The 26,626-nt window shown below is 34.0% G+C and carries 30 protein-coding genes; 13 read left to right on the plus strand and 17 right to left on the minus strand.

Translation table 11 applies throughout. The annotated features are described in order from the left end of the window. The first annotated feature begins 239 nt into the window (after positions 1–239). From NFRAN_RS00575 to NFRAN_RS00585, 3 genes are read left to right on the plus strand one after another with little or no spacing between them, the layout of a single operon-like run. Positions 240–806, plus strand: a complete 567-nt coding sequence (locus NFRAN_RS00575) for a hypothetical protein (protein ID WP_134482595.1) — start codon at positions 240–242, stop codon at positions 804–806. A gap of 58 nt (positions 807–864) precedes the next feature. Beyond that, positions 865–1,110, plus strand: a complete 246-nt coding sequence (locus tag NFRAN_RS00580; RefSeq protein ID WP_145987974.1) for a hypothetical protein — start codon at positions 865–867, stop codon at positions 1,108–1,110. A 47-nt stretch (positions 1,111–1,157) separates the two neighbouring features. Further along, entirely contained in the window at positions 1,158–1,751 is a 594-nt protein-coding gene (locus NFRAN_RS00585) for a nitroreductase family protein (protein ID WP_134485535.1), read from the plus strand. A 298-nt stretch (positions 1,752–2,049) separates the two neighbouring features. On the opposite strand, the gene NFRAN_RS00590 is transcribed toward NFRAN_RS00585, so the two are convergent. Then, complete coding sequence (locus NFRAN_RS00590; protein ID WP_134482597.1) at positions 2,050–2,583, minus strand: hypothetical protein; 534 nt, start codon at positions 2,581–2,583, stop codon at positions 2,050–2,052. 516 nt (positions 2,584–3,099) lie between these two features. On the opposite strand from NFRAN_RS00590, the gene NFRAN_RS00595 reads away from it, so the two are divergent. Further along, positions 3,100–3,360: a hypothetical protein gene (locus NFRAN_RS00595; protein WP_134482598.1), complete on the plus strand. Its 261-nt coding sequence runs from the start codon at positions 3,100–3,102 to the stop codon at positions 3,358–3,360. Between the two features lie 104 nt (positions 3,361–3,464). Here the strand turns inward: NFRAN_RS00595 and NFRAN_RS00600 are convergent, their stop codons facing one another. The 4 genes from NFRAN_RS00600 to NFRAN_RS00615 all read right to left on the minus strand — a co-directional run bounded on the left by NFRAN_RS00600 (position 3,465) and on the right by NFRAN_RS00615 (position 7,225). Further along, positions 3,465–4,448 carry an NAD(P)/FAD-dependent oxidoreductase gene (locus tag NFRAN_RS00600; RefSeq protein WP_134482599.1) on the minus strand — a complete coding sequence of 328 codons (984 nt, stop codon included), beginning with the start codon at positions 4,446–4,448 and terminating at the stop codon, positions 3,465–3,467. A gap of 79 nt (positions 4,449–4,527) precedes the next feature. Beyond that, complete coding sequence (locus tag NFRAN_RS00605; protein ID WP_134482600.1) at positions 4,528–4,758, minus strand: Lrp/AsnC ligand binding domain-containing protein; 231 nt, start codon at positions 4,756–4,758, stop codon at positions 4,528–4,530. 102 nt (positions 4,759–4,860) lie between these two features. After that, the gene (locus NFRAN_RS00610; protein WP_134482601.1) at positions 4,861–5,709 is read right to left on the minus strand and encodes a sugar phosphate isomerase/epimerase family protein; all 849 of its coding nucleotides are present in this window, start codon (positions 5,707–5,709) and stop codon (positions 4,861–4,863) included. A gap of 40 nt (positions 5,710–5,749) precedes the next feature. After that, positions 5,750–7,225 carry a nucleotide pyrophosphatase/phosphodiesterase family protein gene (locus NFRAN_RS00615; RefSeq protein WP_134482602.1) on the minus strand — a complete coding sequence of 492 codons (1,476 nt, stop codon included), beginning with the start codon at positions 7,223–7,225 and terminating at the stop codon, positions 5,750–5,752. 586 nt (positions 7,226–7,811) lie between these two features. On the opposite strand from NFRAN_RS00615, the gene NFRAN_RS13445 reads away from it, so the two are divergent. Beyond that, entirely contained in the window at positions 7,812–7,979 is a 168-nt protein-coding gene (locus tag NFRAN_RS13445) for a hypothetical protein (RefSeq protein WP_172602001.1), read from the plus strand. 337 nt (positions 7,980–8,316) lie between these two features. Beyond that, positions 8,317–8,685, plus strand: a complete 369-nt coding sequence (locus NFRAN_RS00620; protein WP_134482603.1) for a hypothetical protein — start codon at positions 8,317–8,319, stop codon at positions 8,683–8,685. Positions 8,686–8,763: 78 nt separating this feature from the next. Here NFRAN_RS00620 and NFRAN_RS00625 read toward each other — a convergent pair whose 3' ends face one another. The 4 genes from NFRAN_RS00625 to NFRAN_RS00640 all read right to left on the minus strand — a co-directional run bounded on the left by NFRAN_RS00625 (position 8,764) and on the right by NFRAN_RS00640 (position 12,083). Beyond that, positions 8,764–9,246, minus strand: a complete 483-nt coding sequence (locus NFRAN_RS00625) for a hypothetical protein (protein WP_134482604.1) — start codon at positions 9,244–9,246, stop codon at positions 8,764–8,766. A gap of 127 nt (positions 9,247–9,373) precedes the next feature. Next, positions 9,374–10,372 carry a UbiA family prenyltransferase gene (locus tag NFRAN_RS00630; RefSeq protein ID WP_172602002.1) on the minus strand — a complete coding sequence of 333 codons (999 nt, stop codon included), beginning with the start codon at positions 10,370–10,372 and terminating at the stop codon, positions 9,374–9,376. Between the two features lie 43 nt (positions 10,373–10,415). Next, positions 10,416–11,246: a sugar phosphate isomerase/epimerase family protein gene (locus tag NFRAN_RS00635; RefSeq protein ID WP_134482606.1), complete on the minus strand. Its 831-nt coding sequence runs from the start codon at positions 11,244–11,246 to the stop codon at positions 10,416–10,418. A 216-nt stretch (positions 11,247–11,462) separates the two neighbouring features. After that, on the minus strand, positions 11,463–12,083 hold the full coding sequence (locus NFRAN_RS00640; protein WP_172602003.1) for a hypothetical protein: 621 nt from the start codon (positions 12,081–12,083) through the stop codon (positions 11,463–11,465). Positions 12,084–12,212: 129 nt separating this feature from the next. On the opposite strand from NFRAN_RS00640, the gene NFRAN_RS13450 reads away from it, so the two are divergent. Together NFRAN_RS13450 and NFRAN_RS14420 are read left to right on the plus strand one after the other, a co-directional pair. Continuing rightward, positions 12,213–12,353 carry a hypothetical protein gene (locus NFRAN_RS13450; protein ID WP_172602004.1) on the plus strand — a complete coding sequence of 47 codons (141 nt, stop codon included), beginning with the start codon at positions 12,213–12,215 and terminating at the stop codon, positions 12,351–12,353. A gap of 753 nt (positions 12,354–13,106) precedes the next feature. Next, a complete protein-coding gene (locus NFRAN_RS14420; protein WP_134485537.1) occupies positions 13,107–13,226 on the plus strand; it encodes a hypothetical protein in 120 nt (39 codons plus the stop codon). Here NFRAN_RS14420 and NFRAN_RS14285 read toward each other — a convergent pair. Next, the gene (locus NFRAN_RS14285) at positions 13,170–13,709 is read right to left on the minus strand and encodes a hypothetical protein (RefSeq protein ID WP_134482608.1); all 540 of its coding nucleotides are present in this window, start codon (positions 13,707–13,709) and stop codon (positions 13,170–13,172) included. The two genes, NFRAN_RS14420 and NFRAN_RS14285, sit on opposite strands and share 57 nt — an antisense overlap. 584 nt (positions 13,710–14,293) lie before the next feature. Here NFRAN_RS14285 and NFRAN_RS00655 point away from each other — a divergent pair. Next, positions 14,294–14,827: a hypothetical protein gene (locus NFRAN_RS00655; RefSeq protein WP_134482609.1), complete on the plus strand. Its 534-nt coding sequence runs from the start codon at positions 14,294–14,296 to the stop codon at positions 14,825–14,827. Between the two features lie 220 nt (positions 14,828–15,047). Beyond that, positions 15,048–15,257 carry a hypothetical protein gene (locus NFRAN_RS13455; protein ID WP_172602005.1) on the plus strand — a complete coding sequence of 70 codons (210 nt, stop codon included), beginning with the start codon at positions 15,048–15,050 and terminating at the stop codon, positions 15,255–15,257. Between the two features lie 7 nt (positions 15,258–15,264). Here the strand turns inward: NFRAN_RS13455 and NFRAN_RS00660 are convergent, their stop codons facing one another. After that, on the minus strand, positions 15,265–16,377 hold the full coding sequence (locus tag NFRAN_RS00660) for an alcohol dehydrogenase catalytic domain-containing protein (protein ID WP_134482610.1): 1,113 nt from the start codon (positions 16,375–16,377) through the stop codon (positions 15,265–15,267). 44 nt (positions 16,378–16,421) lie between these two features. Between NFRAN_RS00660 and NFRAN_RS00665 the strand changes: the two genes are divergently transcribed. After that, positions 16,422–17,231, plus strand: a complete 810-nt coding sequence (locus tag NFRAN_RS00665; RefSeq protein WP_134482611.1) for a TatD family hydrolase — start codon at positions 16,422–16,424, stop codon at positions 17,229–17,231. 813 nt (positions 17,232–18,044) lie between these two features. Here NFRAN_RS00665 and NFRAN_RS00670 read toward each other — a convergent pair. The 4 genes from NFRAN_RS00670 to NFRAN_RS00685 all read right to left on the minus strand — a co-directional run bounded on the left by NFRAN_RS00670 (position 18,045) and on the right by NFRAN_RS00685 (position 19,907). Beyond that, positions 18,045–18,587, minus strand: coding sequence for a hypothetical protein (locus NFRAN_RS00670; protein ID WP_134482612.1), 543 nt, complete (start codon positions 18,585–18,587; stop codon positions 18,045–18,047). A 707-nt stretch (positions 18,588–19,294) separates the two neighbouring features. After that, positions 19,295–19,507, minus strand: a complete 213-nt coding sequence (locus NFRAN_RS00675; protein ID WP_134482613.1) for a hypothetical protein — start codon at positions 19,505–19,507, stop codon at positions 19,295–19,297. After that, complete coding sequence (locus tag NFRAN_RS00680) at positions 19,489–19,773, minus strand: hypothetical protein (RefSeq protein ID WP_172602006.1); 285 nt, start codon at positions 19,771–19,773, stop codon at positions 19,489–19,491. The genes NFRAN_RS00675 and NFRAN_RS00680 overlap by 19 nt, the downstream gene beginning before the upstream one ends. Next, positions 19,719–19,907: a hypothetical protein gene (locus NFRAN_RS00685; protein WP_134482615.1), complete on the minus strand. Its 189-nt coding sequence runs from the start codon at positions 19,905–19,907 to the stop codon at positions 19,719–19,721. The genes NFRAN_RS00680 and NFRAN_RS00685 overlap by 55 nt, the downstream gene beginning before the upstream one ends. A 286-nt stretch (positions 19,908–20,193) precedes the next feature. Here NFRAN_RS00685 and NFRAN_RS00690 point away from each other — a divergent pair, with 286 nt between their 5' ends. Further along, positions 20,194–20,502 (plus strand): hypothetical protein, encoded by a 309-nt coding sequence (locus NFRAN_RS00690; RefSeq protein ID WP_134482616.1) that lies wholly within the window; start codon positions 20,194–20,196, stop codon positions 20,500–20,502. A 990-nt stretch (positions 20,503–21,492) separates the two neighbouring features. Here the strand turns inward: NFRAN_RS00690 and NFRAN_RS13460 are convergent. Together NFRAN_RS13460 and NFRAN_RS00700 are read right to left on the minus strand one after the other, a co-directional pair. Next, positions 21,493–22,389: a hypothetical protein gene (locus NFRAN_RS13460; protein WP_172602007.1), complete on the minus strand. Its 897-nt coding sequence runs from the start codon at positions 22,387–22,389 to the stop codon at positions 21,493–21,495. Positions 22,390–23,124: 735 nt separating this feature from the next. Beyond that, positions 23,125–24,702, minus strand: coding sequence for a hypothetical protein (locus NFRAN_RS00700; RefSeq protein ID WP_134482617.1), 1,578 nt, complete (start codon positions 24,700–24,702; stop codon positions 23,125–23,127). Positions 24,703–25,692: 990 nt separating this feature from the next. On the opposite strand from NFRAN_RS00700, the gene NFRAN_RS00705 reads away from it, so the two are divergent. Next, positions 25,693–26,568 (plus strand): NAD-dependent epimerase/dehydratase family protein, encoded by an 876-nt coding sequence (locus NFRAN_RS00705; protein ID WP_134482618.1) that lies wholly within the window; start codon positions 25,693–25,695, stop codon positions 26,566–26,568. Positions 26,569–26,626 lie beyond the last annotated feature (58 nt).

Genomic DNA, 26,626 nt, shown 5'->3' on the forward strand with positions numbered 1-26,626 from the left:
CATAGCCAGATCTTGAGATACATGTAGGCATGCATACTTGCAAAATAAAATACAAATATACGCACACCAAATCAAACGGAAGGCAAGCAAGTAAGCAATCAGAGTTCATATTTTTATAAATAAATTATAATGAATATGGCAAAATTTCTTCTTTTAGTAGCAGAGAGAGAGAGAGAGAGAGAGAGAGAGAGGTATGGCGACAAATTATATTTGAGGGTTAAAGATACATTATTGATACAATGCCACGGGGAATCAAAGTATTAATCGCAAGTGGAATTCTCTTCTTGATAGCTATAATTGTCTTCTTTGCATGGGGAACGTCCTTTAGCGAGATGTTTGTACAAAATAATCAAAGCATTTCGACTAATCAAATCACTCTCGCACCTCAAGAATCATACAATTCTAGTGTCACGATAGATTCTCCTTCAAAACTGCTGACAATAACTATTGACGCAGTCAATAGTGACCAGATTGTTCTCAAGCAACTGGTAATTGACCCCGACGGCAAAGTTGTTTCTAATTCTACTTTTCAAAAAACTTATTTTTCTACAATAACACCTGAGGTAACAGGGATTTATCGGTTTTCTGTAACTAATATGGACAACAACGATGATGCCACTATGTACATCTTCTTTGGTAATTTGCCGTTTTTAAATGAATCTGGACAAATTGAATTTACCGTCTTTGCAGGTCTTATCGCTGGAGTAATATTGTTTATAGCCGGAATTGTTACTATGATTATAGGGATTATCTTGTACATTAAAGACAGGAATCAAGAAAAATACAGAGGTTTTATTCCAAGGTAAAAAAGATTATTGATTCACTACTATGTTGTATTTTAAGACAGATCGACCACTTTTTTTCTTGCAGAAAAATAAGTTTTCGTCAGGATTCCTAATTTCTAGATATTTAGGAAACTTGGAAGTACATTTACTGCACAATCATCTCGTCCTGGCAAAAGACAAAGTAAGCGAGATAGTGGTATGGGTAGCAGTAGTAGTAGTAGTACCAACCACTGAAATAGTGTACCGAAATAACAACTATGTAACAATAGTCGTTGCAGAAAAAACAAAAAAAATCAGCTTGTCAATTAGAATCCTTTTCTATTAGAACCCTCATAATAATAAACATTGGAAGACAACAAGATTTTGGAAAGTATGTTTCCTTCTGACATACTTCCAAAGGTTTATCCAAAAGAGGTCATCCCACAAGAAAAATCAGAGATCGATGAAATTCTAAATAGTAATATATTCAACGTCATGCTCAACCGAAGATCCCAGAGAAAATTCGAAGATAAGGAAATAGAAAGTTGGAAAATTGATATAATATTTGCTGCAGCTGACACCGCTCCTACTGCCGGTGGTTTTCAGGGATTTGAAATTTACCATGTTGTCAATGAGCAAAAAAAACAAGATCTTGTCAAAGCTGCAAATAACCAACCATACGTGCAGGCTCCACTAGTACTTGTGTTTTGTATGAATCCTGATAGAATTAAACTGAAATTTAGCTTTGAGATATTGCACAAGTTTTCAATACAGGATGCCACCTTGGCAGCGGGGTACGCTCAACTTGCCGCTCATGCTTTGGGATTAAGCTCGATTTGGATAGGAATGATAAATGAGGATATGGTCAAAAGTGTAATAGGAACAGATTTACAGCCATCTTCAATTCTCTGCATCGGATATCCAAAAAAGATGTTAATGCCAAAACCAAAGAGAAACTTGACCGATTTGATTCATACAGTTCAATAATAAATCAAAGTTTTTTCCTTTCTCTTCCACTTCTTCTTCCACTTCTTCTTCCTCTTCTTCCTCCTTTTTCTCTAGAGCGCTCTTGAAATTAGTACTATAGTTAGTTACTAACTAATTGTTACAAATCAATACTACACAATTATAGCATTTTTTATTGTATTATTTTCGAATTCAAAAGCCTTTGCAAAGCTAGAAGAATTAAAGTTATGATAATTGTAAATCGAGGATTAAAGTTTATTATTGCTGTAAATAAAATTAAAAATTGTTACTTAAAATATTATCAACAAAAAATTAGAGTTTATGGATTTTTGTACAAGGCTGTATAGGGCAAATCAAATGATTCGTATAGTTCTGCAACGTTAGATGCTTTGTTTTGCAATTTTTGGTTGTTGAACTTGAATTCATCTTGAATAACTTTGACTGAATCAGTTTTATCATCTTGTTGATTACTCTTGTTGGTTTTCAATGGTTTGTCATTATCAAAGCCCTTGTTTAGATTGATTGGTTTTATGATGTTGTCCTTTGGATCTGCCGTTGCTGGAGAAGTGTTGACTATATTTTGTGGTTGGGCATTTGTGCTACTGCTACTGCTACTGCTTGAGTTATTTCCTTCATCTTCATCTTCATCTTCATTAGCACATGATGTAGTATCATTGTTCATTTCAGTATCCTTAGAGTCATTATCCACTTCAGCGCTGCAGTCAACATTTTCACTTTGAGCCATAACTGAGGAGGTTACTGGACTTAATCCCATAGAAATCGCCATCGAAAATATTGCTACTACTAGAAGAATACCTGCGTTTTTTGTAGAAAAGGTTTTAGTACTGGTCATAGACTAATTGATCTTCCGCTTCATAATTTATAATAAATTTGAATAATGTTGCAGTAAAAAATTGCTAACCAAAAGAGCTTCTTTATTCATCCAATCTAATCCTATCGAAGAAATCACCCCATGACGGTGTGATAACTTGATTATAGGGGAATTTTATCTAAAATTTCACCTAATTAATCTTCTTGTTTTTCTTTGCAATATAATGAGAGGCAATAGATAGTCCATCTTAATCCATTCCCTATTCTCCCCCTTCTTCTGCCCCTTCTCCCCGTTCTTCTTTTCTGTTACTTGATTTTCGATAAAGCAAAGATGAACAGAATTGTTGTCACAATTTAAGACTCTTGGAGTAAACTAATAATATTGTAATCGGTCTTTTTAGTAGTATTAGTAACACAAGGAGTAGCAATAGTAATACTAGTAATAGTAGGAGATAATTTGGTTTTACTACTGAATTAGCAAAGAGTCGATTTTGTGTTAGTTATTAATAACCAAAATAACAAGGATTTATTTTAGCGCATGCGTAATATACTGTCTAGATCTCACATGACTGATAATTGGAATGTAGGAATCAAATTAAGCGAGGCTGAAATAAAGAAATTAGAAGCAATAGTTGAGGATTTATTTGAGTCAAAGGCAGTAGATTCAAAAGATATCCAGGATTTTTTAAGGTTCACCGTCTTTATCGTATTTGATGAAGCTGACAAAAACAAAGAGTCTCTTCGGAAATTCTACAAGTCAAATTTACAAAAATACAATATTTATAAATCTAAAAGATAATGATTTTTTTGTTAGAATTATAAACATGAATTTAAGATTGTTTGATCGTCAATATCTTTCCTTATTTGTCGTCGTATTTTGTACATTTTCTTGCTAAAGTGTTGTTAGTAGTGGAATACGGTGTCTCCTATTGTTTTCTTCCAGTCTGAACGAATACCTGGTTTTCCCTTTAATTTTTCGACATAATTGAATGCAGACAAGCCAGCAGCAGCACCATCACCACATGCAGCAACGATCTGCTTATATGGAATGTTAGTTGCATCACCGGCTGCAAATATAGCAGGATGTGTAGTCTTACCACCATCGGTAACTTCAATTTCGCCCTTAGTGTTTATCTTTATCAAGTGTTTGACAAAGTCTAGGTTTATTTTTGATCCCATTTCAATAAACAATCCATCCACATCCAAAGTTTTACTTGAACCCGTACTATCTTTAATTTGAATTTGCTGTAATGCGTTAGAACCCTTTACTGATGTAACTGAGCTATTGGGTACAAGCTCCACATTGTTTTTTCTTTTGAGTGATTCAATCATTTCTTTGTCACCTCCAAGCTGACCTCCTCTATAAATTAGGTACACTTTGGAGGCCATTCTTGAGAGTAAAATTCCTGACTCAAGCAGGTAGCCTCCCACACCTACTGTTGCCGTTACCCTTCCCTGATAGAAAGGTGCGTCGCACTTTGTACAATAGTGGACTCCTTTGTTTTGATACTGAACTTCATTTTCCACCCCCAAATTATTTGGAACCTTACCTGGAGCCAACACTAGAGCCTTAGTAAGGTATTCGGCCCTAACGGTTTTTATCCTTAAATCGGTAGTGCCTTCGATTTCTTCTACCTTTTGTACTGTGTCATAGGTCATTTCACCACCAAAGGTCAAATATTGATTCTCTAGTGTTTTAGCAAGCAAAGGTCCGCTAGACATTATCGTTCCAGGATAATTTTCCAATTTAGGGATCAGGTTTAATTGTCCTCCCAAATCCTTTGTAATCAGCATACATTTGGCTCTTTGTCTTGCAACAAATATGCCAGCTGATAGACCAGCGGGACCGGCTCCTACTACTACAATTTCGTATTGTTCAACACTCAATTACGATCTTACCTTCTCCAAACAAAAATTGCACTTGTATTACTATTTGTAGTACTGTTATTACTGCTTTCCATTCGTCCTAACCAACTGAAATCAAAGTTGTAAGGTTCTCTATACCATCTATCTTTCCAAGCTTTTCATCTATTTCGCTCTTGATTTTTTGTAAATCATCTGATTCAAATATTACCAGTAGATCATAAATACCATAAACTGATTTGACTTCTCTTACCGTGGATAATTGTTTAACCTCATCTATAATACTACTTTGTTTTTTATAATTTACATTCAACAATACATAGGCTTCACTCATTTTCTATATCTTGGAATTAATCTTTGGTCTTTGTTAATAAATCTTGGTGAGGCAGGAATAATTACTCCAACTCTTTAAAATTTTTTACAAAAAATCGCATAATTAATTAAAAGTTTCTAGATTTTTTATAAATTCTAATCCTGATTTTATATGAGTTTGATAGTCAGAATCTGAAATTGTTGGTTCAAAACTGATATAACCCAAGTAAGAAATTTCTTTTAGCGATTGTACTATACTCTTAAAATCAATATGGCCCTGGCCGGGCATTTTTCTGTTGTTATCGGCAAAGTGCATATGAACAAGCCTTTGACCGACATCATTATTAGCTCGTAATATGGTCTTTCTGAAAGAGTCTTCTTCTATGTTCATGTGAAATGTGTCTAACATAAGCTTCAGGTGTGGACAGTTTTTAAGCAGAATCAAAGTGTCATCATAGTTGCAGCAGTAGGGAGTTGAGTAACGATTAAGCGGTTCTAAAACTAATTGCACGTCATTGTCCTTTGCAATCGACGATAGCTCATTTAAAATTGGTATACTATTATAAAGTAATCTGGTCTTTTCATCTTTGGCTACATTACTGTGTGTAACATCAAGATAATTTATCGGATCGGATAATAGGCAAATGTTGATTTGGGTTCCTCCCAAGTATCTGCAAAGATCAATACATTTTAAAACATAATCTCTTGTATATTTTACCATGCTTTGATCGTTACTTAACAATCTTCTTTTCCAACCATTAGTACTAGATTTGCCCCACATACCCGTCAGACCTATAATGCGAAAATTAAATGTAGAAAAAATATCTTTATAGAATTTTTTGTTGACTTCGTCAGGTTCTCCAAACATTTCTAAATTTTGGAAACCAATCTGACTTAGATTTGAAAGTGTTTCATCGACATCCTCTTTTAGCCTTAAAAAGGATGATAATGTTATTGAATAAGAAAAAGCCATTTTAAAAATAAAGGTATTGTTTATTTATTTATTGGATCTTTTATATAAAATTATTATTTGTAACCAGCCTGAATACATCTAAACAGCTAATTATAGGAAGGCCATTGTACTTTTCTAAAGTAATGTTACTGTCGATTTTTTTATTACTAGCAAAAGCTGCTAGTCCTTCTCCAGTTTCAAGATTATATGGTCGTCCATGAGAACCTTTGATGAGCTTTACGTTTGTTGAAATGCATTTTCGTTGAGGGTCGATAAAGAGATCAAGTGGATCGTATCCGGGCTTTCTGTGAATGTCCACTGTTTTGGTAAAGGTCGGAGCTTTATAAATTTGAGGATTTGCCGATCTATTTTCAGTAAGAGAGTCTGTGTTTGAAGTTGGTGGTTCGGTTGTTGTTGTTGTTGTTATTTCTGCCCCTCTGTCATCATACCACCAGTAATAACTAAACCATTTATCTTTGTCTGAAATTGCAATCAGGTCACCGCTTCTACTATGATTTATTTTTAGATTTACTTTTTCGTTTTCGTCACATACCTTTTCTATACCTGAAATCTCTTCTAGGGTTTTTTTGATTGAGCTGATTTTTGATTTTCCATTCTTATTGAGGTAAATATGGGCTATCTGATGGTCGACCATAGCAAAGGCTTCGCTAAATTCAAAATCAATGTATTCTTTATTCTTGATAGTTCTAACCTTTAGTAAACCCTTGTCTCTGAGGATTCTGTTGATTGGCACAGCGTCAGATACATCGTTAAAGCCGTACTCTGACAGCAAAAGAAATTGTGTTTGATCAAAAATTCCTGCTTTTTTGGTGCTTTCAACGATAGAGCCTATATAGTTGTCTATCTTTTGTAAATCCTCTTTTACCTGAGTGCTAGATTTACCGTGTTTTTGTGCAGAGTAATCAAGCTGGGGGAAGTAAGCGTATAACAGGTTTGGCCTTTCATTATCAATGGTATACTGAACGGATTTGGTAATCCACTCTGAGGACTTTATTGAGGCAAACGGACCCCAATAATCCATTAAATTAAACTCCCCAATCTTGTCCATAATTTTTTCATAGTAGTTAACAGGCCTTGAGTAACACCATAGATCCATCTTACCTGTCTCTAGGTGAATTGGGCGTGGAGAAATAACAATGTCATTATTTGTGTATAGCGAGTTTTGCCAAAATAACATGGCAGTCTTTAACTGATTATTTTTTTCTTTTATGATATCCCATGCTTTTTGTGACTGCACAAGATTGGTAGACTGCTCCCAAAATAGGGTCTGGAGGTTTTCTCTGTCAAACATTCCGTTTGAAATTATTCCATGCTCTTGAGGATATTTACCCGTAGTGATACTTGATTGGACTGTGCATGTTACTGATGGAAAGACTGGCTTCATATATCCAAAATCACCATCATCATTTCCAATTAAATTTGAAATGTTAGGACACAAATTTGTTTGAGAACTTAGGTGTGAAACATCTAATCCAACAATATCTAGAACAAAAAAATATTTGTTACCTGCTGACAACTTTCTAATCTATCCTAAATTAGAACTTGATTCATTTATTAGTTGTTTTTTTTTTGGAATGTAGAAAGAAAGGAAGGTATGAAAAAAGAAGAAGAAGAAGGATCTGAAAAGAAAAGAAAAGAAAAGAAAAGAAAAGAAAAGAAGAGCAAACCACTAACAAAATTGGCTTTTGTAATTTAATCTCTATTACCTAGACACAAATATGTCATTTGCAAAAATAGCCTCAACAAAATAAATAGATTGAATTTCATTCAATCTTTATTATGAGCATTTATTGTAGACTAAAACTCAGATAGATACCCTAATCAATTTTTTGTATCTTTAAAAGAACTTCGCATCGAGGACAACTCAAGCCTAGAAATTTAAATAACAAGTCACCATCTTCGAATTCTTCTGTGATTAGCTGACTAAGATTAATACTCTCCTTGCAGTGAGGACATTTTGCCATCGAAAGATGATATAGGGTTCGTATATATTTAAATTTATTAAGGTTTTTTGGGTTCATGGGAAATTATTGTCTTTACCGTATTCAGAGATAGTAAGTTAGTCATTTTATTTGCTGAGAATAAAGGGATTGTTTATATAAGTGTTAGGTGCACCTAATAGTGCATCTAATAAGCGAAAAGCATTTGTTGTCAAGCAAAAAAACCACCAAATCCCTTTGCTTGACATTCCAATGGCTTATCTCAAAACCAATACACGTCTGGAAAATCTGGAAGTTGTAGATAGGGGTGACGACCACCGACTGGTATAATAGAAAAAAAAGGTTGGCAAATCAAAAAAGCAGAAAAAAGGCGGATTTTAAAAGTCACCCAATTTTCAACTTTCATTTTAGCATATCAAGAAAGTTTAATTCAAAATTTTAGAGCGAATATCTTATCGGGATAATGTATTGGTCGGAACAAGTTTCATTCTCAATGTCTTAAAGGACCAAATTGGAGAGATAAACCCATTTGCATATGATGATACAATGGCTTGTTCTAATGTTATTAGCAAAATACCTGGTATCTTGTCCAAGTCATCAAAAATAAGTCAATTTTCCAAAAATTGTATGTTATATTTAACTATTATTAATTGAATAATTATATAAAATGAAGAATTATCAAAAGCTCACTATTATTACTGCTATTTTGGGACTTATAATTCCACTTATTGGGATTGCCCTTTATTTTTTCATCAATAGCTTTGTAGGCATTCCTATATTGGCATTATTTGTTGGATGGGCCTTGCTTATTGCAATCGGAATAATCGCTATTAATGTAGGTGCAATAATTGCTGCTTTTAAGATCAGAAATAAGAAATTGGTAGGAGGTATTCTGATTGCCTGCGGTGTGTTGTTGTTTGCTTTAATTCAATGGTTTGCCATTCCTGCACTTGTGTTATTTATAATTGCAGGAATTATGGCCTTTAGAGACAAAGACCAAGTTACTAATTTGAAAGAAAAAATTGGTAAAGAGTAGTAGAGCTTTGCCTCAGCAATTCTCTTGAACAGCGAATTGTTGAGGCAAATTATCTACTGCTAATAATACTGTAGAGGTTTAACCGTTCAACTCTTGTTCGATTTCCCTTTCGGCATCCTCACATTCCGACAGATTTCCAATACCCGAGGAACCGGGAACCAAACTGCAGTTGTTAATGTTATAATAGTGTACGCCATTATCATCTACTAAATATTCTCCTCTTTGCATTTCATTTGCAGTTGAAAGCTCGCTTTGGTTGGAACCTAGAGTGCTGGTATTTTGGACATTGCCTGAAGATTCATTATCGGAATTGGGGTTTGGAACAATTGTTACAGTTGCCACATCAAGCTGGTCCTTGCTGACACCATCAACACCTGTACTAGAATTCTGGAATGTCGAATTACCTTCGGTGACAGTGTTTGAGGGGCTTGATACTGAAGTAGATGCTAGTGCAACTAACCCACCGTCGTCTTCAACATGTGTCAATGACGACAAGACTGCACCAAAAATACTGCTCAATAATAGAAGGGTTAAAAACAATTGACGCTCTTTTTTCATCATTGATCTTTTTAATTAGATAGAGCTTAAGAATCTATTCCAAACTCTATTACAACAGAAAAGAATTGTAGTTACAAGATTCTTTTTAGGCCTATTTTTATACCGTTTAAATCCATCCAGCGAAGAAAGATCAGGTCATGCTAATCCTTTTGCTTAGATAGATAGACGGCAATATTAGAAGAGCGGTCGAAATGCCTGCGATTGGTCCTGATAATCCTGCAATGAATGCCGAGTCCAACAGGATTAGCAAAAGTAGCATATTTTTTACTATGAACTGCATTATTAGACTTCCTTGTAAATGACGTTGGAGTGTCTGAGCTTTATGGTAAATAAAGGTTACAACAATAGCTATAGCCACAATAAAAATCAAGTATTCTTGTAGGTGTACTACCAGAAAAGAGCCAAAAAAACCAACAATTACCAGGAAAATTATATAAGTGTAATAAACATTTTTGACACTTGCAACTTTTACTTGTTTATCATCAAACTCTCTTCTTGTTTCTTTAGAGCTTATCCAAGTAAGTACAAATACGTGAAAAAAGACCGAGCCTAGAGCTAATAATAATAATAATAATATTGTCGGCTCTAGATAGGCAGGATTGAAAGATGGAGGAAATGTGACATTGTTAGGAGTTTGACTGGAAAAGCCAAATAGAATACTAAATCCATAGAATACGTTTAGAGCTCTAATTCCTCCCATGAGAAAAGGTCTAAAAAATCCGGACTTTAGTTTATAGTTGTATACAAGTATAGAGAGTACAAGCGTACCAGAAATTCCTACTGCGATTATGTTAACAAAAAAAGACAAAAAGAAACCTGCACAAAATAAGGCAATCATGAGAAAAATCGCATGCCTTTCTTGTACCCTACCTGAGGACAGCGGCCTTGTTGGTCTTTCAATCTTGTCAGTCTTTATATCAAATAGATCGTTAGATACTAGTCCTCCCAAATATAACGATATTGATGAAAAGATCAATATTACAAGTTCTTCTAAATTGCTTTCTGACGTTCCAAATATTACAGCACCCTGAAACGCAAAATGTGCTATCAAAAATCCCAATATAATATCTGAAGGTACTGTAAAGATATTGGGGATTCTTAGAAGCTTAAGGTATGGATTGTCTAGCAACAAAATATTTCATAAAGTAAGATTGATAACCCTTCTTTCTATATCAATGGTCTAAATTTTGCAGATAATTAAAGGAAGTTGTTGCAGCCTCCAAGGGTTTATCCTTGTATGGGTACAGTTCAACAGTTATGTATCCATCAAAGCTGATATCTTTAATCGCTTTAAATACCTGTTTAAAATCAATTGTACCTAATCCAGGGATTAAGTGATAGTGAACCCTGTCTTTGATATCTGCCATATGAAAATGCTCGATATACTCTCTAAGATCTGATATCAAGGTACTTGGATCCTCATTGACACAGTAAAAATGCCCAATGTCAAAGTTTAGGCGCAAATATTTTGAATCAAAATTCTTCATAAATTCTAAAAATTGTCTAGAGTTTTCTATCAATAGGCCTGGCTCTGGTTCAATAAGGATTTTAATCTGTTTTTTTTCAGCAACTGGTAATACGGATTCTATACCCTGTCTAAAAAATTGTAAGGCTTTTTCTTTTGACAAATTTTCGGAAGGAAGTAGGGGACCACCTGGTTCTACAGAGATATTTTTGGCTCCCAATTGATATGCCAGATTTATGCAGTCTATGGTATGATTGATTCTTTGTTCTCTTTTATCTTGATTCTTTTCAATCCATGAAGGGTGATACGTATCGCCTAATGCAAATAAAGTAAATGCATTAAGGTTAGAGATTTCGAGTTTATTTTCCTCTAACATGCTTTTTAGTTCTTGCAACATTTTATCTGTAAAGTTAGCAGGATAAGCATGAGGAACATCACACATTATTTCAATACCTGTATAACCAACTTGAGATATCAATTTTGTAGAATCGATTAGAGAATAATTGGTAAAAGCATTAGAACTAAATGCAAATTTCATAATTTATCTATTTTAATTACTATATATAGTCATTTTATTTCGCCTCTTGTCCTTTTATCCAAAAATGGGAACTAGGTACAAAAAAAAGAGTTGTTAACTTTTTATCTTAAATTTATCAATCAATTTCAGAGTTAAAAAAAATGAAAAATAGATTTATCCACAGACCGAAATCTTATTAATCGTATATCACAGCGTTTCAAACTAAGCGTATTTTGGTCAAACAGTCGTTGTAGGCTTAGGCTCAGGATTGTTATAGACTCCACTATTCGTCGTGTGACCATAATCTTGGAGAAAATCATACAATACAACGTGATGTCCAGCTCCTCCACTACCTCCACCTGCTAGAAAATCCATGATAAATATCATAGCGATAAAACCGACGACGACAGCCACCAGAATTATAATTTTGTTCTTCATGTTAGCCCAAGTCATCTTGTTCTTTTGATTCGGACTCGGTGAACCTGGGGCAGTAGATGAGGAGATTGCCGATACAGATGGGGTGGGATTATTCTTCTTCTCGTAAAAGGCTCTTATTCTTTCTTCTTCTTCCAGTTCGCGCAACCTTTGTTCATGCTTTGACGTATTTAATACTGGAACCTTTTTAACTGTAGCGCCATCGATGGCAGATTTATGAACCTCATAAAGGATAAGAGTTTTTTTTCCTTCTTTGGAATACCTATTGAATAAATCCAGGGCCTCCTCATAATTTGAAAATTCAACGGTAGAACTAGTTTTAAATTTGCCACTTATCTCTAGTAGGAATTTTTTTATAACATTTGAATCGTTTTCATTGTTATCTTCTATTCCTTCCATGTTTAATTCGCTACCTTTTTCCACTTAAAATACAATATTCTAGTATATACATTCTTTGGAAATAAAAAAAACGAACAATGTATAATTCCAAAAACAGTTGACACTCCTTCATTTATACAATGCTTATATCCAAATATGTCTAAAGGTATTAGTATGGCAACCGATCAATCTGGTGCTACAAATTCAGGACACACCTGTAACCTTTGTGGTCTCACTTTTCAAACAAAAGATGAGAAAGAAGAGCATATGAAACTCGAACACTCAGAACACAAGCAACCTAGTGGCGTGTCTTAAATTTTTTATAATTATTTCGAATTTTCATTTTTCATTCGAAATAAAATCAAGCATTTTATCTTTAAAGTTTAGGAGTCTCTGACTAAGGGATCTTTTAAGTAAAAAACACAATTGCAATAAATAAAATGAAGAGACAATTAAGGACGGTTTATGACTCTAGTATGTTAGTCATTTAAATTATGATGATAGTCTATAATAATAATAAATCAGAAAATTATCATTTGAAGTTTCTTTGTCGTAATATGAATTTAAAAATGCTTATGCACTGAATCTTGTCCAACTCTTGAATCACTACATGATAACAAAATTAGAAGCTCAAGGAAGAAGAGTTTTAAAATTGAATTCAAAGCATTAAAAATAGAACACAAAGAAATTGAAAACTCTCATTATGCCAAACCCTCAAAATTCTGAAAAATAACTACTCAACAATCAAAATATATTTCTGCGGTAACGGTATAATATGTGACACAATTTGGAATTTTTCTCTGAATAATCCAAAATAGTACCATCATGTTATCACAGATAAGCTATTTTTTGGATCAGGGTATAAATTGCTACACTAAGACAGAGATAAGAAATGATGATTTTTTTGAGTAATGAATAAGACCAATTACTTATTAGCCAGATATATTATGACTTGACTTTCCATCCAAAAATGAATGTGTATTGCGCAGCTCAAAGTATTAGATAATATATTGGGGATTGATATTTCGAATCGCTTTATAGGTTAATAATTTCAAACTAAAATCGCGAATTTTATCCAACTCTACTGAAGCTAGAGTTTACAAAAAAGAAATGAGCATTATAATGCAATTCTTATCTAGAATCTCTGCCGTCACCGCCGTTACCACCATCTCCTCCAGAGCCACCTGAGCCACCTGAGCCACCGTCACCGCCGTTACCACCATCTCCTCCAGAGCCACCTGAGCCACCTGAGCCACCTGAGCCACCGTCACCGCCGTTACCACCATCTCCTCCAGAGCCACCTGAGCCACCTGAGCCACCATCATCTATATTCTGTAAAATTCTAACCCTTTGATTATCATCCGTCATGTTCTTATTCTCTATCCAACAGGCGGTGCTACCAGAGCCACCGTCACCACCGTCTCCTCCAGAGCCACCATCACCACCACTACTACCTATCGCCCGTTCACCAGGCTGTCCTTCTTCCCCAGGTTGTCCTTCTGTTACATTATTCTTACAGTATATTACATAGGATTCTTCATCCACTGAGCTCGTATTTTGAGTTAAACTTGCATTGTCGGAGCTGTTGTTAGTTGAATACGCACTATTACCATACGGAAACCCGAAAAGTGAGAAAGCTAAAAGAACTGTACATACAAGGATACTATTCATATTATGTTAATTTATGCATCACAAAATATTAATATTTATGACTATAACCCAATCAAATCTCTTCCGATAACTTTAAGAGATATTCATGGATTTCAAAAATAAAAATGAGGGCTAGATCTTGCAATTGTATCTTTCTTTGTGGTTACTTATAGTCTTCTGATATGTGATGCAAACAAGGCTATGTCAAACTTCTCTAAGATTCAAATTAATGAGGTCATCATTGAAATATCCTTTGCATGTGCCTTACTAAAAACCTCAAAACTACTCAAATCTTTCAAATATTAGGACAGGATGCGGAAATGTAAGCTCAAATTTTATTATCAAACATGATATTAGTAGTTAAGAATCATCGAATTCTAGGTGATCTGTTAAAAATCTCGTCCGATTTATTTCCAAAATTGATTTACTCGATGACCAAAGTACAAAAGAATCCCTTCCATAAATAGTCCAATTCAAGTCCATCGGTCTCAGAATCTCGTCCATACGCGGTCCAACGCTATTCAAACGAGATTGGTGTTAATAGAGAGAGAGATGTGATTTATTTTTTTTATATTTGGAAATATATATTACTGTTATGCTTTCAATTGGCAAAAAAAATTCCTTTAATAATTAAAGAAAAGGTAGGTAAGTTATTGATTTCTGGGATGTCACGTGACATGATCGCTAAACACATGGGGATAGGAGCTGGATCTGTATCAAGGATTGCTGATGAAATAATGTCAAGAGAGATTCCTGACTTGTACGCATTGAGAGAGATCGCTGTAAAAATAAAAAGTGATGGTTTTGATTGGAGAAACCTAGCATCTTTTGTTAGGTTTTCGAATTTGCTAGAACAAATGGGTTTATCTCAATTGGACATTGAGAATTTAATTCAGTATATAGAAAGCCATTGTTATAAAACTGACCAGAATATTCACGATTTTGTAATTGGTATGAATGAAAATCTCAAATTTGCATTTGAATTGGGAGTTCCCATTTATGAATTATCAGAGACCATAAAACAAAAGAAAGAAGAGATAAAAGCTTTGGAAAATGAGCGAAACAGATTAAAGACTTTGATTCAAAAATATAGGTTTGATTATTCAAAAATCCATGGGAGAATGCCTGACTATTTATGACCTTGAATTCGTAACTGGATCTCTTTTTGAGCTCGTGCATAAGACCCCAGGTACATAATACCAATGCGGATTGTCAAAAGATCACATCATGTTAACATCCCCGTCTGTTTCTTTTTTTGAATGAGATATTGTACACTACAAGACATGTTTTCATCATTTTGAATTAATATCCTCTGCTGCTGGTAATCGATACTTCAAACATTCATTGGAGAATTTGTACATGCTGAAAAATGCACATTATAATCATTATCTTAAAAAGGAGATTCGTATGACGGGAATCAACCTAATTGTTTCTCATGTTTCAAAACAAAAGAGCAATATTCCAACCACATGTCAGTTGCATAGTTTAATTAATTTGAAATTATTTATCAAAGATTTAGATGTTTGTTTAGAGTGCGAAACGAATCATCCAAAATCATCGGTGAAATAATGCATGACTAAAATTTGTTGATTGTGGACTTTAATCCTATGAAAGATTCGGAGGTTTTTATGGCGTCCTCAAGCCTTTCAAGTTCAAAAGTATTTGTGATCAAATCTTTAATTCTTATTTCTTCTGAACTTACCAATTCCATCGCCTTCCTAAGGTTTAATGGAGTAGAAGAAAAACTTCCCATTACTGTGATCTGATTATAGTGAATAGCATTTGCTTCGGCAGTCAAATTTTTAGCAAAGTTATCTGACTCATCAGTTGTTGAATTCTTTATTCCAGAAAAAATAATTATCTTGCCATTCTTGTTTGCGAGCATGAATGCGTCTTTAAGTGAATTCACATTATTATTAGAAACAAAGACTAGATTAGGGGATTGTTTATCCGTCAACTCCTGGGTAAGCTCCGATACATGTTTAAAATTCGTATCGTTGCTAGTAACGTTATAGACTCCATCTGCTCCCAATTTGGCAGCCATTTTTAACCTGTGTTCTATTTTTCCTATAACTATAACTTTCTTGTCGGTAAAATCTTTTTTTAAAAGCATTAATTGCATCAGTCCAATTGGTCCATCACCTATGATGACTATAGAATCGAAATTTTTCGATTTAATCTGATTTATTCCGTTTATGCAGCAGGCCAAGGGTTCAATAAGTGAAGCTTCCTCATTAGTAACGTTATCTAATACTGGTATGATACCATCTATTTCTACCAAAGTCTTTGGAATCGAAATATATTCAGCAAAGCCGCCATTTACAGTAGATCCCAATTCTTTTAAATTATAACATAAGTTATATTTTTTTTTATTACAGTACCAGCAATGCATACAAGGAATTACCGGGTATACTGATACCCTTTGGTTAGGTCTAATTCTTGAATTTTTTCCTATTATTTCGTTGGTGGTTTCAGCACATATTTCATGTCCAAGAACGATAGGTGGTTTGACCTTAAAACTTCCATTTCTAAAGGTTCGGACATCGTAACTGCAAACAGAACAAGATAATACTTTTAGAATTACATCGTCATTAGAATGACTTTTCAGGTTTAAATTCTCAATTTTAATATTATTAGGTCCATAAAAATAAGCTGCTCTCATCGATTTGTGTTTATTTCTTTTAAACAAAGTTATAATTGTTATATATAGAGATATGTTTCAATAGGGTAAGTATGGCACGATTTTTTGATCCTCATATTCACATGTATTCTCGAACAACAGATGATTATGAAAGGATGTCTATAGCCGGCATTGAAGTGATAGTACAGCCTTCATTCTGGCTGGGCTCGCCACGAACTAGTGTGGGGACGTTTGTAGACTATTGGGAACATATGATCACTTTTGAAACTCAAAGAGCAGAAGAATTTGGAATAAAACATTATACATGTATTTCGGTAAATCCAAAAGAATCTATGGAACGACCTCTGGCGTTAGATGCATTAGACATGATGATGAAAAAAAAATTTCTAAATCGAGATGGGGTTGTAGCTTTAGGTGAAATAGGCTATAACTTGATTAACGACCTAGAAGAAGAGGTATTTGTAAAGCAATTAGATATATGCAAGAAAGAAAATCTGCTGGCAATGATCCATCTGCCTCATAATAATAAACCAGAAGGAATGAAAAGGATGCAAAAAATTTTTGAAACTGGTAATTATGATTTTAAAAAGATTCTAATCGACCATAATACTGAAGAAACGATCAAAATGACCCTGGACCTCGGAGCATGGGCCGGATTGTCTGTTTATCCTGTTACTAAATTATCTCCTGATCGAGTTATCAAAATTGTAAATCAGCATGGTAGCGAGAAGATTATGGTCAATAGTGCAGCTGATTGGGGAGTCTCTGACCCCTTGAGTGTGCCATTAACCGCAAGGGAAATGAGAAAAAACAATTGTAGGTCCACTGATATAGAAAATGTAACCTTTTTTAATGCTTATGAGTTTTATAGGCAGTCAGATAAATTTAAGTGGAAGCCATAACTATTTCTTTTATTCTTCCGGATTAATTTTTGAGAATAGAAAATGTGTATCTAGATGTCTCTGCAAATACTGCAAACACCATTAATCAATTTTGAATAATTAAGTAGTTATATTACAAAAAAACGCGAATTGCTGTAAAGAGATTTCTTATTTTTCATTTGGTCTCGATGGGACCTTTCCCTCCTTTAGTTTTTGTATATAAGATAAGGAATAATAAATTGTGATAATCCACTATTTCATGAAAGCAAATTTAACGCGTATTTATTGCTCGTAACAATTTTATGAAATTCAACTTACAGTTTCATTATAATAACCAAACCTCTACAGAACAACGGTATGTCTTTAATACCATTATCAATGATTTTCAAAATTTATATTTGTTGCCTTGTATAGGATCGACTAATATTTGCTCGAAGTAGTTAGGCTGCAAAAAGCGGATCGCATCTACGTGTAATCAATATTTTGTTCACTTGGGTAAAAAAAAGCTCTTTCAATTCATTCAACGCTCAAGAAAAAAATCGATTCCCTTGGTTGACTTTATATTAACAATTGATCTTTTCAAGACTTTTAAACCCAATCCAGTAAACTAAAACCTATCAGAACTAGCATTATGAAGTAAGTATTGATAGTGATTATTCTGTGATTCGTAGCAAAAATACTAGATCATTTGGCTAGGGTTGTTAATATGTCATTTTTGACATCAAAATTCTGATAGAAGAATTTATGAAAGAAGATAAAAAGGTAGTAGATTTTTCTAATCTACCTTATGAATTAGGTTTTATTTTTTGGTATGTTATCTACTTTTGGTGTTGATTAGATGCAACCTAATGTGTTGCATATTGCAATTGCGTGACCACCATTGCCACCGTTTCCAGCGTTACCAGCATTACCACCATTAGCGTCTCCTGAATTTATATCTCCTGCGTTCTGTGTACTTCCACCATCAGCGTCTCCGCCTGAACCACCGTTACCACCATCAGCGTCTACTTCACCAGATATGCTGTATCCAACTGTTTCTTCAAGTGCTGCATCTAATGGTTGTAAGAATTCAGGGGTTACAACACCTGTATTGTCGTTTCCACCGTTTCCACCGTTTCCACCATCGCCAGCAAATCCACCGTTTCCACCATCGCCAGTTTCAATTTCATTCTCACCAGTGTCTCCACCAGCTCCACCGTTTCCACCGTTTCCACCGTTTCCACCGCTACCTGCAGTTAGTTCAAATGCAGAAACAGAGAGCGAGGATGGGATTAACGTTGCCAAGAGAGCAAATGCTAGTGCTCCAAAAATTGCAACGCTTTTCACAGTTAATCTTTTTTCCTTGTTGCTATTTGATTCATTATTTAGTTGATTCATATTAAATGGTTTAATGTATTATTATTATATTACAATTTGGAGTATTATTTTCATTAAAATTTTCTAGTATTATATTTGATAGAAGTTATTAGTGCCGTATTGACTTTGATACTGAGAGTGGATGATTTATTTAAAAGAAAATTTAGTACGAATATACTCCAATTAAATAAAGTATTACAAATAGTTAAAAAACTTTAGTGAGGTATAATGTCCTTTCATAACGGTAAATTCTACAAAATTCAACATTTTTCTCTAGAATATTAAAAATCTTTTTCCCCCATAGTCGAGGTTTGTATCCTGAGTTGCTCCTGTTGAATTTATTTTTTCATGCTTTTTAATATTAAACAAATTTCTTGCTGTTCGAAGAATTCAAGTATTCTTGATGAGATATCCTAGAATTTGATTAATGATTTTTCAGGAGATTAGATTTGTTGTTGGTATCTGACAAGCAATCTTACAATGCCTTATTCTATTGAAACAAAATGGATATGGCCTGCTTTACTTTTAGACCGCCATCCTTTATTCTTCATTATAGATAAATAATTTCAATAGAAAATGGTCAGCACCTGGTTTGTTTCAATTTGTTAGCCTTTTATTTGTGTCTTTAAAAAGGATGGCCTTCTAGAGTCTGATGAACATTATTCTTTTACTTGCTGATAAAAAATATTGTGTCTTAATCGCAAATACGAATCAATAGACGGCTCTGTTCACTTAATATGTTTTATTTCATTGTTATGATAGTCTACAAAGAGCCGCAGCCAATTCCGTACATGCTTTAACTTGCAATTCTTTATTCTACAAGGAAAGTAGTCATCGAAACTTTCGGTTCTATCCTTTATGTATTGCATCTTTCTTTCAATCAGACTTTTCTCCAGAGAGGAATGAATGTGATGATCGAGATTTAAGAATCTACGGGCCATTGGATACCAAGTACCTCATCATCAGTCGAAACTGTATGAATTCCATGAATCTTGACTAAACCTGAAATGAATCTTTCAGCTACAAACATGTTTCTTTCTTTAGAGAGATAGACAGTGCGAGAATTTGCCTGTTTTCTGTCTGGTTCAGTTGCAACCCAGAGCCAGACAAACTCTGATCCCACCTTCAACATGGTCTCATCTATTATATACTCTAGAACTCTTCTTCTAGTTGACTTAGCTTTTGAGGCTTGTACTTTTGAATCCAATTCCAGATGGAAACGTGATTTCTCTTGTATATCTGAGATAATCTTTCCGAGGCTTTCCTTAAGGATAGGCCTGAAAAGTACAAATGCAACCCATAATATACATACTTTGAAGGCGTTCTGTTTCTAGTAAGCATAAAAGAAATGGAATGCTTTCAAGCTATAGGTTTATCGTTAACTGAACAGAGCCCAATAGACCGTGAGATTGCATTAATACTTTCATGAAATTTAATTGTTCTTGTATTGTTATTTCCGTCCTATTGTATTTCCACTTACAATTCGCTCGATTCAATCGATTATGGATCTCAAATGAGATATATGATAAGAAACTTTACGAAATATATTTATTTAATATAATAATTTGGCAGACTTTTCATATGGACCTCTGATATATCATGTATGTTATTACCTTTTCTGATAATCATGAATACTAGTAGCAAACTCGTGATAACGACGTTACTGAGTTTTTCTTTAATGATGGGACTATTTGCTTCACAAAGTTATCAAAGTCTATTCGCACAAACAATAACAGATTTGTACCTGGACTCACCAATTCCCTTAGATAACAATCAGACATCTACATCAGAATCTACATTTGCATTGAATGAAGGCCTAGACGGTCAAGACGGTCAAGACGGTCAAGACGGTCAAGACGGTCAATCTAGGAATGGAAGTGACGGTCAAGACGGTCAAGACGGTCAAGACGGGAGATCTGAATTAATCCTACCATAAGAACAAACTCAAAACAGATTTTTATAAGCTAAAATCAATTTTTTCTTGGATACCTTTGTATTAAAGCAATATTTCTGAAATTCGATCTTAGGTACGTTCTGTTCTATTTTATGATTTCAATAAAAGAATTTTTTTGATATTGTAGAGTGAGACAGCATAAAATGTAAATATATCTCAAAAGAACAAATCAAATCTTCGAACACGAAATTTGTGAAAAATAGTTGCTCTATCGTTACTGACAGATTAGAAAAATATCGTCCATCAGATTTTCACCTTTTGTTAATGTCATTGAAGGAAATCAGTGGAGTAAAATTTTATTTCTTTCTGTGGTTTCAGATTATTGCTTGTTCCATTTCGATTCTGAATTAGATTTAACTTGTCCTAATCCGAGATCACTTTGTAATCACATATCATGTGATTGAATAAATGAATTCTTTTAAAATGCCGACTATACAGGGTTAGACCAGTACCATAATTTGAAACAAACTTTCTGGTTAAAAGCTATCTAAAATCGTTCATTGTTGATTTAATCTTTCAAGTAGCTTTTGTTAATAATAATTAATTTATTTGTTTAATGGTATTTAATTTTGTAATCAAGAATAAACGAGTACATAAATGAAATATTAATGTAAAAAATGTCGTAGCTTCAAAAAAAAGTGTACTGGTTGTAATTGAAAGCGAAGAGAAAGTCCCCCGACCTCTTGCAAGGTTGGAATATTTGTGCTCACATTCTTGAGGAAAGAATTTCAGCATTTGAACTAAAACTTCTTGATAATGAACAGAAAATATAATATATTATCTCTACTGGCCTAGGCAGACTAGCTGTTTGTTACCATTTAATCAGTTATATGACATAATAACAAATGTTGAATGGAAAATAGAAATACTGTCGGAAAATAGTTTGTAGAATTTACAAAATTATATGTTTAGAATAAAAAATGATAAAATCTTAGCCTTTCGGCTATTGATTCTATTCTATGCTATTTGTAGTTAAGGTATAGCGACGTTGCTGTATTCGTCGTCGTCTTCGTCGCCGAAGTTAACACCGCTATTACCGGAACCGCCGTTTCCGCCGTTTCCGCCGTTTCCGCCGGAGTTAGGACTTGCATCGCCACCGTCACCAGTGAAGATTCCATTGAATCCACTTATGCCGCCGTTTCCGCCAGAGCCGCCGTTTCCGCCGTCACCGCCTTCAGTTTCGCTTTCACCACCATTGCTTCCAAAGAAGTCAAAGATGCTACCTTCTGATTCACTTTCTGCGTCACCGCCGTTTCCGCCGTTTCCGCCGTTTCCGCCGCTGACATCACCTGATTCTATGTTACCAGAGTTTGATGTGCTTCCACCGTTAGCGTCACCGCCGTTTCCGCCGTTGCCACCATCTGCTTCAACACTACCTTCTATTTCTGCATCTTCACCAAGTTCTCCTGGGTTTCCGCAGACACCACAGTTATCATTTCCGCCGTTTCCGCCGTTTCCGCCGTTTCCGCCAGAGCCGCCGTTTCCGCCGTCACCAGTGCTGATTACGTTTCCGCCACTTATGCCGCCGTTTCCGCCGTTTCCGCCGTTTCCGCCGTTTCCGCCTTCAGTTTCGTCCTCATCATCATCATCGTCATTAAAGGCTGAAAATACTCCGCCTTCATCTTCGTTTTCTGCGTCACCGCCGTCACCGCCGTCACCGCCGTCACCGCCTTTTGAATCGCCACTTTTTATATCGCCAGAATTATCAGTATTGCCACCGTTAGCGTCTCCGCCGTCTCCGCCGTCTCCACCATTTGCACTTACACTCCCTTTAATGGAGATAGTTGCAGATGTATCTTGGAACCCAATGTTAGCCAGTTGAAGTGTAACTGTCAACATTAGGACACTAAACAGTGTTACGAATGTCATTTTATATTTAAGCTTGTCAAAGTTTATCATTGTCGGTATTTCACCGTTTATTAAAATGTACCCAATATATAAAAAGATATCTAATTTTGAACTATTGCTTTTATATAGAACAAGAACACTTTAGAATATTCTAGCAAAATTAACAGTATATTGGGAATTAATGGCAATCCTTCGTCATGTTGCCAATTTTATGTCCCTTTGTTTAGTTTATGGAAGCTATATAAAAATTAATCGTATAACAAAAATTGTTTGTCATATTTTCCATTATTGGAATCATTTGTATATATGAATTCTCGCTTATTTTTCAATCACGATTCAGATAATCAAATTAAGTTATCATTGTTCAATTATAATTAAATGTAAGTAGGTTGTTTATGATAACTTAAATTAATTTGAATATAGAGTATGCATCTCGAAGTAAACAGATACCACGTACCACCTTTGGATATAATGATTTGTCATTATTCAAAACTTTTCATTCACCAATATTAATTGATTAATTTGTGATTTTCTTCACATATGATCCACAAGATTAGGCGTAAATTAAAGTCTTTTAAATCTAGTACAACGTTCTATAATAATAGAACGAATTGAGTTTAGAAACTAATTCGACATTTTCAAACAGATTTAATTTGTATTGGGCATAGTAAACCAATTACTTTGATGAATTCAATCTAAAGAAAATTCTTGTGTATGATCTTTACAAATATTTAGGTTTACTTTTCACCCATGATTTTAATGATAGATTAACACGAAATTTGCGGCCATATATGCAGACATTATAATTAGCCAGAAACATACTGCTATTGGCAAGTAATGTCCGAGTCTATTTTTTATTTGTATTAACGCAATAGCTGCAGGGATTTGGATTGGTATTTCATAAAAAAACCGTGATTGAATCTGTTGATCTCCAAACAAGAATGGAAGTAGAAATAATGAAAAAAATATAATGAAAAAAATAGTATACCTTTCCTTTATCTGGACAATAAATAACCAATAAACTACTAAGAGTAAAATAATAGGATTTCCTACTTGTCCACCTAAAGTGAAATGTGTTGTGGCAATCAAATTTTCCCAAATTGTATGCAAGTCTTGTATTCCTACCTCTCTCTGCACGGCAAAAGCAATTTCCTGTTTTATACCTGAACTATCCAAGAGTAATAACCGCATCAAATCAGCGATTACTGATGGCAGTATAGAAAATGCAATATAGAGATATTTTTTTTTGCTATCCCCTCTTTTTAAGAAAAAGTTTACAGCAAGGAATAATGCAATTACGTATAATAGAATATTCCAAGTAGGAGTATGAGAAAATATCAACACTACAAGCAATGAAGAAAATGCAAGATAATTGATAAGCTTTGGCTCGTCTAAGGTTCTAAAAAGAAAAAGAATCGCCAAGTAGCTCCAGGTTAATGAAAACCAATTTGCATATAAGCCTCCATACACACCTATTAACACTTGCAATGGAATTGTAATCAAGGAAGCAAGGATGGATACGAGATGGTTCTTGGTTATCCCCCAGGAAAGAAAATATGTGCTTAATATGAGCATTGGACCTAACAAAATCGGTAGATACTCTAAGAATAATGGAAGATTAACTTGAGGGAATACTGATGATAATAAATATAATAACAATAAAGTAAGGGCTCTATCACCACCGGTAATAGTAACGAAGACGCTGTGTAGAAGTTCCTCCAACCCTACTGATTTTGTCATTAATTCTAACCATTTAGAATAATTATCAGTATCAACACCAATAATCTGATCCCCTTTATTAATAGTATCTAAATGTGGTATCATAGAAATAAGAATTGATAAAAGAATCAACAATAATAAATGAAAAAATTTGATTCTTGGTTTCAGATCTTTTTCCTCTGTGATGGATTTATTCTGTATTGAAGCAGATTGTCTTACAAATTTTTTTCTTACGAATTGAGAAGTTATTACGATGAGGTAACTGAATGGGATTAAAATCAAACAAATCGGAGAGAAAATGGAAAGAATTATGAAAAAATAATACAGATAATTTAATAATGGTGTCGGCATTTCAGGAAAGGTTATATAAGCGACGATTACAATCCCACTAAGAATACCAATAGATATCCCTATTACAGAGATATAGTTTACAGAAAGCTTCCAATCGAAATTGATAAAGTTTCTTGTAAAAACCCGATCGAACAAAATTAGCAACATAATAGTTGGAAATGATATTGAAACAACAAATTTTCTAATTAGATCATTATTCGTATATAAGCTTAGTAAGAAAGAAATACCAATAGCGGCAATGACAAAATACTTTTTGTTATTCAAAATACCAAATTGACACCATAAAATAGTGCATAAAATTATGATTATAGAGTCATAGAGACTATTTAGGAAATATTTATCGATAAAGCCAACTATGTAAGTTATACGGTCTATAAAAGGATACACAGTCGGTTGAAAAAATGTAAATATGTTTAGCGTATAAAAGCAAATCAGAACTGAAAAAAAAGCACAGCTTGCAACAACACAACGCGATCTGTTAAATCCCAAATCTTGAATCAAGCTCGGCCTTTTAATCACTATTTTATTCTAGAATTATACTGGTTCATAAGTATTCATATTGAAGCATTTAACTTGATCGTTCTTATTCTCCATACTCATATTTTGACGAAGCTTACTATTCCATAGGTATACTAGTTTGTAGACTATCAATACGAGGCGCAGATAAAATTTGTTTGAATTCTTTGGATTATGTCATATTCACAATGATATCAATGTAGAGGGTTTAAAATACAAACACATTCTATTCTTAATCGAAGCTTTCTCCAATAAAGAGATATTTCTCTACTAGTTTTTCTCGTCATTGACAGAAAAATTCCCTCTTTGAATAAATTTTTCAATACCATAGGATTTTCTATGAGGGAATTGTGTTAAGAGCATATTTGTGAGAATGTCGCTTTTGAATTTATAGAAGATTCATAAAGTAATCACTATGGTAAACCACAACAGTCTGTATTTCTTTTGATTAAGGTTGACACGATTCCATTTAGCTTCACTACCTACTATTAAGAATAGTAAAACATAATAAATCTTAAGAATGAATTTTCTTACCTGCGCAAGTAATTCAATGAAATTCATCTAAAAAATTCTTCTGATTCGCGTTTGTAAACTACCGAATTATTGAATCGTGCAGTTTACCCACAAAAACACTATTGTTTCTAAGAAAAGAGTATATAAACTTTAATTTCTTCAAATGCATATGTCATACTTCATTGACGGTATGATTATATCTGTTTGTAGTTCTTTACATTACTATTGAAAGTATTAATAACAGGTGAAAATGGTTTTATAGGTAAGAGACTTAAACAGCATTTTCAAAGATTAGGAGTAGATATTTTTTCTAATTATAATGTTAATGATACTAATGTGAATATTAACAAACAAATTAACATTCTTGAAAAGGAAAAACTGGATCGCCTTCAAGGGAATATAGATGTCATAATTCATCTTGCATCAAAAACCTCTATTCCTCTCTCACTTGCTGATCCGTATGACACATATTATACAAATATCATCGGAACCCTAAATATTTTAGAGTTTGCCAGAAATAAAGATATTAACAACATTATTAATGTAAGTACATATGTATACGGAAGGCCATTGTATAATCCAATTGATGAGAATCATCCGGTAAACCCACATTCTCCTTATAATAAGAGTAAATTATTAGCTGAAGAACTTTGTAGTAATTATTCAAAGGACTATAAATTAAATATAGTAACATTAAGACCATTCTATATTTATGGTCCGCTTTCTAAACCACTTTCCTTTCTCCCTACTATTATTCACCAGATTAAGACAACTGGAAAGGCGATATTAAGTCAAAAGAATACAAAAAGAGATTTTTTATACATTGACGATTTTGTAAAGCTCATTTTGAGGATCATAAATGATTTTCCAAATGGTTACAATGTGTATAATGTTGGATCAGGAAAGAGCAACAGCTTAGAAGATGTCATAGAAATACTTGAAAAAAATATGCAAAGGAAAGTATCAATTGATTATGACGAATCTATCAGGCCCAACGATATTTTAGAAATGGTGGCCGATATTCGTAAGGTATCAAATAAATTTAGTTGGGAACCAGAAATCGACTTAGAAGAAGGATTAAAACGACTCTTGTCTAACTAGAGAGAGTCGCTAACCACTAGAGTATCTGCTGTTAACCTAATTTAACTTCCTTTACTTA

Origin of the sequence: Candidatus Nitrosocosmicus franklandus, from assembly GCF_900696045.1 — an archaeon.
Classification (GTDB): domain Archaea; phylum Thermoproteota; class Nitrososphaeria; order Nitrososphaerales; family Nitrososphaeraceae; genus Nitrosocosmicus; species Nitrosocosmicus franklandus_A.

Coding starts and splice junctions, on each gene's coding strand:
- NFRAN_RS00575 (WP_134482595.1), top strand. CDS start 240: ATGCCACGGGGAATCAAAGTATTAATCGCAAGTGGAATTCTCTTCTTG.
- NFRAN_RS00585 (WP_134485535.1), top strand. CDS start 1,158: ATGTTTCCTTCTGACATACTTCCAAAGGTTTATCCAAAAGAGGTCATC.
- NFRAN_RS00590 (WP_134482597.1), bottom strand. CDS start 2,583: ATGACCAGTACTAAAACCTTTTCTACAAAAAACGCAGGTATTCTTCTA.
- NFRAN_RS00595 (WP_134482598.1), top strand. CDS start 3,100: ATGCGTAATATACTGTCTAGATCTCACATGACTGATAATTGGAATGTA.
- NFRAN_RS00605 (WP_134482600.1), bottom strand. CDS start 4,758: ATGAGTGAAGCCTATGTATTGTTGAATGTAAATTATAAAAAACAAAGT.
- NFRAN_RS00610 (WP_134482601.1), bottom strand. CDS start 5,709: ATGGCTTTTTCTTATTCAATAACATTATCATCCTTTTTAAGGCTAAAA.
- NFRAN_RS00620 (WP_134482603.1), top strand. CDS start 8,317: ATGAAGAATTATCAAAAGCTCACTATTATTACTGCTATTTTGGGACTT.
- NFRAN_RS00625 (WP_134482604.1), bottom strand. CDS start 9,246: ATGATGAAAAAAGAGCGTCAATTGTTTTTAACCCTTCTATTATTGAGC.
- NFRAN_RS00635 (WP_134482606.1), bottom strand. CDS start 11,246: ATGAAATTTGCATTTAGTTCTAATGCTTTTACCAATTATTCTCTAATC.
- NFRAN_RS13450 (WP_172602004.1), top strand. CDS start 12,213: ATGGCAACCGATCAATCTGGTGCTACAAATTCAGGACACACCTGTAAC.
- NFRAN_RS14285 (WP_134482608.1), bottom strand. CDS start 13,709: ATGAATAGTATCCTTGTATGTACAGTTCTTTTAGCTTTCTCACTTTTC.
- NFRAN_RS13455 (WP_172602005.1), top strand. CDS start 15,048: ATGCTGAAAAATGCACATTATAATCATTATCTTAAAAAGGAGATTCGT.
- NFRAN_RS00665 (WP_134482611.1), top strand. CDS start 16,422: ATGGCACGATTTTTTGATCCTCATATTCACATGTATTCTCGAACAACA.
- NFRAN_RS00670 (WP_134482612.1), bottom strand. CDS start 18,587: ATGAATCAACTAAATAATGAATCAAATAGCAACAAGGAAAAAAGATTA.
- NFRAN_RS00675 (WP_134482613.1), bottom strand. CDS start 19,507: ATGGCCCGTAGATTCTTAAATCTCGATCATCACATTCATTCCTCTCTG.
- NFRAN_RS00685 (WP_134482615.1), bottom strand. CDS start 19,907: ATGCTTACTAGAAACAGAACGCCTTCAAAGTATGTATATTATGGGTTG.
- NFRAN_RS00690 (WP_134482616.1), top strand. CDS start 20,194: ATGAATACTAGTAGCAAACTCGTGATAACGACGTTACTGAGTTTTTCT.
- NFRAN_RS13460 (WP_172602007.1), bottom strand. CDS start 22,389: ATGACATTCGTAACACTGTTTAGTGTCCTAATGTTGACAGTTACACTT.